This window comes from Candidatus Eremiobacterota bacterium, assembly GCA_031082125.1.
GTDB lineage: Bacteria > Vulcanimicrobiota > CADAWZ01 > CADAWZ01 > Ess09-12 > Ess09-12.
The window spans coordinates 164,294-174,240 of the sequence record JAVHLM010000013.1 but is presented as its reverse complement, the minus strand read 5'-3'; the positions used below and the strand labels follow the sequence as shown (position 1 = coordinate 174,240).

Below are 9,947 nucleotides of genomic sequence, written 5' to 3'. Positions count from 1 at the left end.
CACCACCAGGGCCGCCACCGGGACCACCGGGACCGCCGGGGCCGCTACCGGGACCACCACCAGGGCCGCCGGGACCACCACCAGGGCCGCCGGGACCACCGGGACCGCCACCAGGGCCACCAGGGCCGCCGGGGCCGCCGGGACCGTTACCGGGACCGCCGGGGCCGCCACCAGGGCCACCGGGACCGCCCTGGGACTCTTCGCTGCCTATCTGGGTGAAATCAATATCCACAATATCCGTGGGATTCATCTGCGACATCAGCTCTCCACCGGCCTCCATCAGCTGCCCGCCGGCCTCCCTGACCATACCACCGATACCTGAGGTCACGTTCCCGACGAGATTCTGCCCGATGCTTTCTATGCTTGAGAATATTTTGCCGATTGATCCGAACATTTTGTTTTCCCTCCTCGCTTTTCTTTTTCCACCCTTATCATACCGCAGGTCCCTCTCAGGATTATATCAGAATTCTCTAAAAAAACTCACCGATGTTACATGGAGATGAAATTATTCTTAACCTTTGAGTATCTGCCACAACAGGTCACGGGGAGGAGCGGGGAGAAAAAGCTTATCTGAATTTCACCTTGTGCGCCACGTGGTAAGGCCCTATATCGCGGCTGATGGAAATCGTGCCGTCTTCATTGAGCTTCACACCGCAGGCAGTTCCTTTCAGCCCTGTTCCCCGCCGCCCTTTATCTTCACCGTGAGCTCCCGATCCTCCACCTTTTCCCCGTCCTTGAGGATCTCAAAGCGGAGCGTCGCCTCGGCGCCTTCGGGAATGTAAGGGGCATCGACCTTGTAGAAATATACCTTTTTTTCCTCGCCCTCATCTGATACCCTTGTGCCCTCCATCCCGTTGGCGGGGATGAACTTCCTCGAGCATGGCGCCAGGCGGACATCCATGTTCTCGCCCGTGTCAACTCCAAGGGAGATGCCCACGTAGCCGTCCTTCTTGCTGGCGGTGAAATTCCTGTTACCGTCGGCTTCGAAGACCTTGCCCTTCTCGCTGAGGTTCCTGTAAAGCTTCTGCCAGTCTCCGTCAAAGCTCATCGGGGCCCCTGCCCCTGGCGTTCCAATGCCCTGCATCATAAAAATCCCCCTCTTCTGTGTATGGTTATTGCTTCAGGAGCGGCTGTCTTACCAGGCGGATATCGTCAATCCACAGGGTTCCGCTCCCGCCGACTACGAGATTAAGCTTCACAAGGATCGGCTTCTCGCCTTTCTTGAGAAAGAAGGGCGCGGAAAGCTTTGTCCATTCCGTGGTGCCGGTAAGCTGCTTATCGAGCCCTCTCGAAAAATACTCGCCTTTCTCCGGGAAGGTGCACCACATTTCAAGATAAGCCGGGCCTTTCAGGTCATGAGTGCGGACCTTTGCCTCATAGAGAAGTGTGGCATCGTCAACGGCAAGGCCTTTCACCTCAAAAAGCCTTATGACGGAAGGCTTCCCCGCCTTGATGCAAAGTGAGCCTTTCCCGTCGCTTGAGATATTACTGTCAAGCGTAATGCCCTCGGAGGTGATTACCTCCTTGAGGGAATTGAGAGGAAAGTGCCTGAGCTCTCCATCCCGGGCAGAGGTGAAGCCCGCCGGGCTGCAGATAATTAACAGCGCTATTGCACACAGGAAAACAGGCATGCTTTTCATGAAGTACCTCCAGGAGATGTATCCGGGGTATGGCGTGCAATTTTCAGGTAATGCTGCGCCATATCGGCCTTATGGTATCCTTCTGAACGGCGGTATACCAATTTCCCCTCTTTGTCGAACTTGAGAATAAGGCTTCCTCTCTCGCGGATATCGGGGGTGAGATCGCATATGTCAGAAAGTATGGCGGTAGAAAGGTCAAGGGGAGTTTCATCTACGGCACCTTTAAAGGGCTTCTCGAAGGAACAGGCTATGAAGGTCTCGCCCACTGCATTGCTATGCCGAAAGAGCTGGGTCACCTCGAGGCCCTCATCACCGGGAAGCATGCCCTGTGAGGCAAGGATTTTCGCGGCATCCCGGGGTGCCTGGGAAATCTCTTTAATATTCAACGAAGGGAGCTCCCGAAGGGACTGCCCGGCCCGGGCGATTCTTTCATCGGTAAGGAGGGATCGCTTCTGAAAGACTTCCTTCATCAGCGCAAGGTTCTTCCCCCCCGAATCCATCATATCGGCCTCAAGCATGCATTCGGCCAGTGTTGAGAAATCGGGCTTCCACCATGGCGAGATCTCCACGGCCCTGGAAAAAAGCTCCGCAGCCTTAAGAGCCGACTTCTTCAGCGCCTCGGCACCGCCGCCCGAATTCAGATAAAGGGCGGTCATGAGGTCATAGACGGCCCCTGAAAAGACCTGGGAGAAACTGTACACGTCATCATAGAGGCTGCCCACGGGAGCTGTGCCTATGGAAAAAGGCTCTGCCTCGCCATGGGGGACATAACGGAAATCATTTGCCAGGTTCCTGAGGTACCGCTCATTACGGGGTGTTCCTGTGCCGTCAAAATAGCGGAAGTAGAGGCTGTCGCCTCCCCGCTCGGAGATCCGGGAAGCCCTGTTGCTCCTTGTCACGTCGCCGCCCGTCTCATCCAGCACTTCCCTGCAGGTCTCGATATCACCGAGAGCCGTAAAGAGGGCCGTGAGATCCCCGAAGACCTCCCGGAGGGCGCACACTTCAAAATCGCTGTCAAAGGAGTATTTCGCTTCGTCCCAGCCGGGGCGCAGCGCCGCATTCACCAGGTGCCCTGTCTCGTGGGCTACCGAGTCGCGGTCCTCGAAGGGGCGCTCCATCTCGATAATGTTCTGCCGATAGGGATAGGGCGCCATGCTTATCTCAAGTCTTGCCGCGTTGAAGGTCGGCATGGCAGGGTGCCCTGCAGGGGCTATGTTGATGAAGACTCTTGTACCGTCCTGCCGATAGGCCTCATTGGACCGGGAGAGGTCACTGATGAACTGCTCGTATCTCGTCGCTTTCTCCTGGTCTTCCGGTGAAGCGGTCATAAGCTCCCGGGCCTGCTGTGTCTCACCGAGGTAATGGGTGAAAAATCCCGTGGGCCACGGGAGGTGGCGGCCAAGGAGACCCTCATAAAGGCTCACGGCGCTCTCCGCGTGGAGGCACACATTCAGCTTCGCGTTGAAAGGCGGGATGGAGCTCTCCAGGATCGCACGGCGCTCTTCCGCGGTGAATCCCACCGATTCCCCATCGGAGACGAGAAAGCGCTCATTATTGAGGATGGATTCGATTCTCTTCCTTGGGATGGCCGCCACGTGGGGCTCTTCCACTGACTGGTCGTGGTGCCTTATTCTCACTGGGACATAGCTGTCCTGCCCGGCTGTACCGTCTTCGGACAGGGCTTCCTTATCCTCGCCAGCCTTGCATGGTGGCGCCGGGAGCGCTTTAAGCGCTCTTACCGCACCGGCGCTCCCCGGGAGTCCTCCCAGCCTGTCAACCATGGCCTTGTTCCTTTCATTTCCGCGAATGAAGCCATCTCTATCATACCTCATCCCGGGGCGCGGCAAAAGCCATCTCATGTAACAAATTAGTTACCAGATGGACAACATTTCACTTGGCGAAAAGTTTACATTATTCTGCTATGCAGGAGGTCCGGCGATAAAGTATAATGGTGAGAGAACATGGAGCATTGACGGCTCCCACGGATTATTTTTTGCAGCGGAGCAGCCATGGACAGAATCTCTCACCACGGCATCACACCGCATATCGCGGGAGACTGGAGCAGCATACTCGCCGGCGCCCGTCAATTGAAGGGTGAATCCTCTCCCCCGCCTTCCTCTGTCCGGGACCTCGCAGAGCTTTCAGGCGCTCAGGAAGTGAAGCCTGAGGACCGCCTGAGGGAAAAGCACCACGCGCTCCATGATTCCATGGAGGCTGCACACATTGCAGGGGAGGTCTTCAAAGCCGCCGGCACGGGGGGAATTCTCGCAGCAGCAGCAGGCGCCGGGAGCATCGCGTCAGGTATTTACTTCGCCATAGAGGGAGCGAGGGATCTCCGGGAGGCAAGGGAAAAGAAGGATCTCCTCGCGGGAATCGAATCGGCAGGTCATCTGATGCTTTCAGGGGAGGTAGCCGTAGATGCGGCACGTCTGGCCATGCAGTCGGGGGCCTTGCAGGGAATTGCCGGCTCGGCAATCGCGGCGGCAATCTCATCTCCCCTTGCCACCGCAGCGGGAACGGCCCTTGGCGTAGGCCATGGCGCCGCAGAGATAATAACAGGCGGAAAGGAATTCCTGGAGGGCTTCAGAAACAAAGACGTGAAAAAAGCCCTGGCCGGTGGTCTTACTATCGGCATCGGAAGCTCTGCCGCCGCTGTTTCCCTTGGCGGGGGCCTTCCCGCATGCATAGCCCTCGGGACATTCTTCACGGTGGAAACAGTGATCTCGCACCTTCTGGAAAAATAACACCCCTCTGCGGTGCCTTACACCCCCTGTTCCTTTTATCCCGTCGCAGGGACCTGCGCTCCTGCAGTTCATTGAGGGAGAGACACAGAGGGCAACGGGAAAAAAGGGAGAATCTCTAAAAGAGCGGAGTCCATGGGGGGAAAATGCAATGAGCACAGAGCTGCCTTATGCCATCCAGCGCATCATGCTGCTTGCCGCAGAGAACAGCGCCTTTGAAGAGCAGCTTATAAGAGTGAGATACAAGGCCGTGGATGACCTTGGCATAGTGCTCTCGGAGACCGAGAGAGCCCTGCTGGAGCATGTCACTGATCAGCAGCTGAGGACCATGGTGCAGGAATTCCGCAGGCTCCTCGAGGATGGCAGGTGGCATGAGAACTGCAGGCCTCAGGCACCCATGACCACATTAGGCATTGAAGCTTCTACCCCGCAGAGAGCTTCCCTCACCAGAGGTGTGAACGCCGATTATCCCGCTCAGAGCCCCACAAGGGGAATCAGCGCTCACCACGACGATCTCCATCCTTGCTGCGAAGGCATCGGGATTGAAAGGGAACCCTATGAGCGCCCCTTCCTGGACCTTCTGGTCCATACCCCTCCTCCAGAGCCGCCTGTGCCAGTGAAATTCCACTTCGAATCCTTCCGGGAAGGGCTCGCGGAAGCGAGACGCACCCGCACCCTGCTCATGGTGGCAGTGATGGAAGAGAGCCGGGGAACTCCCGGGGAGCTTCCGGACCTTATGGAAATGGCATCGCGGCAGCTTCTTAATCCTCTCAACGCCGGGCTGGCCTCATTTCTCAGGCAGCATGAGATACTGTTCGCCGTGGCCGGTGCTGCAGAGCTGCCGGCACATCCTGCAGCTCTACGATCTCCCGCGGTCTTCTTTTTCAGCCCTGAAGGCGGGGAGCTGCTCCGGAACGAGCTGCCCCAGAGCGTTGAAGAAATAAAGGGAGCAATCAACAAGGCTCTTTCCATGTTCCGGAAGGAGCCCTCTTGAAGCCCGCATTGAATAAATGCTGAAAGGAGCAATGGCAATGAAGACAAAGGGAATGGCATTGATTTTAGCGGCTTTAACCATCCTTCTCACCACCGGCATGGTATCAGCCCAGGGAACGGCACCGGTGGCAGGCCAGAAAAAATTCCCCCTGCTGGAAAAACTGGAGGCAAGGCTTGGAAGGGCGCTCACCACCGGTGAGCGCCAGCAGATAGGCGCTGCCTCCCGCGATCTCATCACGAGACTGAAAGCCCTCCAGGACGACTTCGCGGTGCAGGTCGCGGGGCAGCTCGGATGCCAGGCGGAGGAGGTGAAAGAGCTGCTTCCCAAGGTAGGCGAATCAAGGGAAGGCGCCGCAACAGGCTTTGTCACCAGGCTCGAGGAGAAGCTGGGAAGGAAGCTCTCGGCACAGGATAAGCAGCTTCTGCTTTCCACTTTCAATGAAAAAAAGGCCGCAGCGGCACCGGATCAGGCGGCCTTTGCGGACAAGGTGTCGAAAATAACGGGCATCCCTGCCCAGGAGATAACGGGCTTTATGACCCAGGCCGGGGGAGGCCGGAACCGCTGACGCACTATAGGCCACTGAAAAGAGGAGATCATGAAAATCTTCATCACCGGGGGAAGAGGCTTTATCGGCAGGAATCTCTGTGAGCAGCTCGGCTCACGTCATACCGTCATGGCGCCGTCGAGCGAAGAGCTGGACCTTCTCGACTGCGTGAAGGTAAGGGATTACCTTACGGAGCACAAGTTTGACGCGGTGATCCACGCAGCCACATGGAATGCCTCCAGAAACTCCCGCAAGGACCTGTCGAAGGTCCTGGAACACAACCTGCTGATGTTCTTCAACATTGCGAGGAACGCTCCCCTCTTCGGGAAAATGATCAACTTCGGCTCCGGCGCCGAGTACAGCAGGCCTCACTGGGTCCCCCTCATGAAGGAGGAATATTTTGACAGCTCCGTCCCTGCCGATGGCTACGGCTTCTCAAAGTATGTCATGCGAAAATACCTGGAAGGCGCCCTGTCGATTGTGCACCTCGTGCTTTTCGGCGTCTACGGGAAATACGAGGACTGGGAGATCCGCTTCATCTCAAATGCCTGCTGCAAAGCCCTCCATGACCTTCCCATCACTATGAAGCAGAATGTCTATTTTGACTATCTTTTCATTGATGACCTGGTGAAAATCATCGCATGGTTTCTTGAACATGATCCGCGGCACAGGGTATATAATGTCTGCACGGGAGAGGCCGTTGACCTTGAAACCTGTGCAAGGATCGTGTGCCAGGTCTCGGGGAAGGAACTGCCCATAAGGGCAGTGCTCACCGGCCTGGGCCGGGAATACAGCGGAGACAACTCCAGGCTTCTCGGGGAGCTGGGGGCCTTCCCCTTCAGCCCCGCGGAAGAGTCCATAAAATGCCTCTTTTCCTGGTATGAATCCCACCGCGACTCAATAGACAGGAACAAGCTGCTGGTTGACAAATGACCGCCGCGGCATTCATTCATCCTGGAGAGGGATGAGCATGTTCTCCCTGAACTCGTCCCTCGGCAGGAAGGGGTACATATCCTCAAGGGGCTTTGAGACGATTCTTCCATCGGGCTTCTTTTCCGACGAGAGCTTGGGGCTGAAGAGATAATCTTCAGGCAGCTCGACGACACAGATACAGGGCCCCCCGTATCCCAGGACCTCCCTTATTTTTTCCGGCATGGTGGAATGGCGGTCCAGGACCATGGACTTTATCCCGTAAGAAGAGGCAATCTTTGTCATATCGGGGCATGTGACACCGCAGGAAGGCCTGCATGCAACATAGTGGCCCGCGAAAAAAGCATCCTGGGTCTGCTTGATGGAGATATAACCACTGTTGTTGAGGACGAAAATCTTCACCGGGAGCCCATAGTGGGAGATGGTCTCGAGTTCCTGGATGTTCATCTGGATGCTCCCGTCTCCGGCAAGGCACACCACTTCGCCCCTGCCAAGAGCAATGGAAGCGCCGATTGCCGCGGGGAGATCGTATCCCATGGAGGTGCAGCCCGAGTTCCATATGGTCCTCTGCCCCTTCTTAACGGCGCTAGCCTGGAAGCCGACAAGGCTTGCCGTGCCGTTGGCCGTGACCATCACGGAGTCTTCAGGCATGCACTTCGTAAGGGTTTTAATGAAATAGTAAGGATCGACGGGGGAGTCGGGCCTCTCGAGAGCATCATTCACCACAGGATACTTCTTCTTTCTCAGGCTGCACCATTCCACCCAGGCCCTGTAATCAGGCAATGCCTCCTGTCTGGCTGCATCCAGGAGGCCTGACAGGAATATCCCCGCGTCACAGAGGACGGCAATGTCTGGGATTACCGTGGGCTTTCTGAGCTCAGCCCCGTCGATGTCCACAATGACCTTTTTCGCGGCCCTCGCGTACGACTTCCAGTTATAGCTCACCTGCCTTATATTGTTTCTCGAGCCCACCGAGAGGAGGAGGTCCGAGTTCTGGAGGGCGAAGTTGCCGGGCCTGTCCCCTATGGTCCCCACTTTTCCTGCAAAATAAGGGTTATCGGCAGCAACAAGGTCGTTCCCGTTAAAGGAGACCACCACGGGAATCTTAAGGGCCTCAATCACCTCATGGAGGATCTTCTGGGCGCCTGCGATGCGGATCCCGTTTCCCGCGAGAAGAACAGGCCGCCGAGATGCCCGCAGGGCTTCAAGAACCTCACGGAGCTTTTCTTTTATGGCAGCCTCATCAGCCGGGGGGACGGCTTCCGCCGGATCATATTCCTCAAGGGACTCCTCGTCAACGAGGGCTCCCTGGACATCAAGGGGGATATCGAGCCATACGGGTCCCGGGCGGCCGGCCATGGCGACAGCAATGGCCTTGTCGAGGAGGTACCTTATCTGCTGCGGCTCCATGACCATGGCGGCGAACTTGGTGACGGGCCTCACCATATCAATGATGTTTATCTCCTGGTCTCCCAGCTGGCGCAACCCGATCTCCCTGCAGGAGGCCAGGGTGGTCTCCCGCTTCACCTGGCCGGAAAGGTAGAGGGCCGGCACCGAGTCAAGCCACTGGCCAATCACCCCCGTGAGGGCATTGGTCCCCCCGGGCCCGCTCGTCACCACTACCACGCCAATCCTGCCCGATACCCTCGCGTATCCTTCGGCGGCAATCGCGCAGGCCTGCTCGTGGTGGTTGCAGATATACTCAATATCGCTGCTCCTGCCAACCGAATCGTTCAGGTGCATGGCCCCGCCGCCTGAAACCATGAAAACATGACGCACCCCATGCTCCGTGAGGCGCTTTACTATGAAGTCAGAGACCTTTATCATGGGTGATTCCCCGCAAAAGATTTTTCTTCCATGGACCTGTGTTCTTTTCCTGAGGCTGCCCGCTAATTCCTTCTCCCGGGGCATCTCGGTCGTCTTGCAGGAACTGAAGTGACGGCCTTATAATTACTTACCAGAGAATACTGCAGGGGGGATAACAATGAACAGAGACATTTTCGAAGATCTCTTCGTGCTCGAGATGGCAAACAACCACCTGGGCAAGGTTGACAGGGGCCTGAGAATCATCATGGAGCACTCCCAGATGGTGCGCTTCAACAACGTGAGGGGGGCGATAAAGCTCCAGATAAGAGATGTTGACGCCTTCATCCACAAGGATTTCCGTGACAGGACCGACATCCGCTACATCAAGAAGACCCTTGACACAAGGCTCACCAAGGATGAATATGCCGTCCTCGTTGACTCCATAAGGAAAAGCAGCTGCACTCCCATGGCCACGCCCTTCGATGAAAAATCTGTGGACCTGTGCACCGAGCTGGGCATCCCCATCCTGAAAGTCGCCAGCTCCGACATCAATGACTGGCCCCTCATAGAAAAAATCGCCAGGACCAAGAAGCCTGTCATTGCCTCCACAGGCGGCACCTCTCTGAAGGACCTTGATGACCTCGTGTCATTCTTCGAGAACAGGCACGTCCCCCTGGCCATAAACCACTGTGTCTCACTTTATCCCACCGAGGACCGCGACCTGGAGCTCAACCAGATAGATTTTCTTCTGAACCGCTATCCCCACCACACGATTGGTTTTTCGACCCATGAATTCTCTGACTGGACCTCTTCCATGATGATAGCCTATGCAAAAGGAGCCAGGACCTTTGAGAGGCACATTGATGTGGAATTTGACGGTGTAAAGATGTCGCCGTACTGCTCCAGCGCCGAGCAGATAGATGTGTGGTTCAAGGCGTACCACAAGGCCAGGGAGATGTGCGGCGGGAGCCCCACCACGAGAGTCGTCAACTCCGACAAGGAAATCTCCTACCTGAACGCCCTGGTGAGAGGCGTCTATGCGAAGAAGGACATGCCCGAAGGCTATGTGATACTTTACGAAAACATGGAAGAGGACGTCTACCTTGCGATCCCCCTGCAGAAAGGTCAGATCTCATGCAGGGAGCTGATGTCGGGAGAGATCCTGCTGAAGCCATGCGCCAAGGATCAGCCCATCATGATTGACATGATAGACAGCCCTTACGCGAGCACACCTTCACTGAAATCGATTATTTATAACAGGGGGATTTGAGCCGGCACATGCCGCGCCGCTG

The 9,947-nt window shown here is 56.5% G+C and carries 10 protein-coding genes; 5 read left to right on the top strand and 5 right to left on the bottom strand.

What is annotated here, in order from left to right:
* The 4 genes from RDV48_15885 to RDV48_15870 all read right to left on the bottom strand — a co-directional run.
* Positions 1-394, bottom strand: a 394-nt coding sequence (locus tag RDV48_15885; protein ID MDQ7824282.1) for a hypothetical protein, incomplete at its 3' end; no start/stop codon positions are given.
* A gap of 273 nt (positions 395-667) precedes the next feature.
* Entirely contained in the window at positions 668-1,087 is a 420-nt protein-coding gene (locus RDV48_15880; GenBank protein MDQ7824281.1) for a hypothetical protein, read from the bottom strand.
* Between the two features lie 25 nt (positions 1,088-1,112).
* Positions 1,113-1,640, bottom strand: coding sequence for a hypothetical protein (locus RDV48_15875; protein ID MDQ7824280.1), 528 nt, complete (start codon positions 1,638-1,640; stop codon positions 1,113-1,115).
* A complete protein-coding gene (locus RDV48_15870) occupies positions 1,637-3,421 on the bottom strand; it encodes a hypothetical protein (GenBank protein MDQ7824279.1) in 1,785 nt (594 codons plus the stop codon). Before RDV48_15870 ends, RDV48_15875 begins: the two co-directional genes overlap by 4 nt.
* Positions 3,422-3,649: 228 nt before the next feature.
* Here RDV48_15870 and RDV48_15865 point away from each other — a divergent pair, with 228 nt between their 5' ends.
* The 4 genes from RDV48_15865 to RDV48_15850 all read left to right on the top strand — a co-directional run bounded on the left by RDV48_15865 (position 3,650) and on the right by RDV48_15850 (position 6,852).
* On the top strand, positions 3,650-4,384 hold the full coding sequence (locus RDV48_15865; GenBank protein MDQ7824278.1) for a hypothetical protein: 735 nt from the start codon (positions 3,650-3,652) through the stop codon (positions 4,382-4,384).
* Positions 4,385-4,532: 148 nt separating this feature from the next.
* Positions 4,533-5,375 (top strand): hypothetical protein, encoded by an 843-nt coding sequence (locus RDV48_15860; GenBank protein ID MDQ7824277.1) that lies wholly within the window; start codon positions 4,533-4,535, stop codon positions 5,373-5,375.
* Positions 5,376-5,412: 37 nt separating this feature from the next.
* A complete protein-coding gene (locus tag RDV48_15855; protein MDQ7824276.1) occupies positions 5,413-5,940 on the top strand; it encodes a hypothetical protein in 528 nt (175 codons plus the stop codon).
* A 30-nt stretch (positions 5,941-5,970) separates the two neighbouring features.
* A complete protein-coding gene (locus RDV48_15850; protein MDQ7824275.1) occupies positions 5,971-6,852 on the top strand; it encodes an NAD(P)-dependent oxidoreductase in 882 nt (293 codons plus the stop codon).
* 12 nt (positions 6,853-6,864) lie between these two features.
* Here the strand turns inward: RDV48_15850 and RDV48_15845 are convergent, their stop codons facing one another.
* Positions 6,865-8,676 (bottom strand): thiamine pyrophosphate-binding protein, encoded by a 1,812-nt coding sequence (locus RDV48_15845; protein MDQ7824274.1) that lies wholly within the window; start codon positions 8,674-8,676, stop codon positions 6,865-6,867.
* Positions 8,677-8,833: 157 nt separating this feature from the next.
* Between RDV48_15845 and RDV48_15840 the strand changes: the two genes are divergently transcribed.
* Positions 8,834-9,925, top strand: coding sequence for an N-acetylneuraminate synthase family protein (locus tag RDV48_15840; GenBank protein MDQ7824273.1), 1,092 nt, complete (start codon positions 8,834-8,836; stop codon positions 9,923-9,925).
* Positions 9,926-9,947 lie beyond the last annotated feature (22 nt).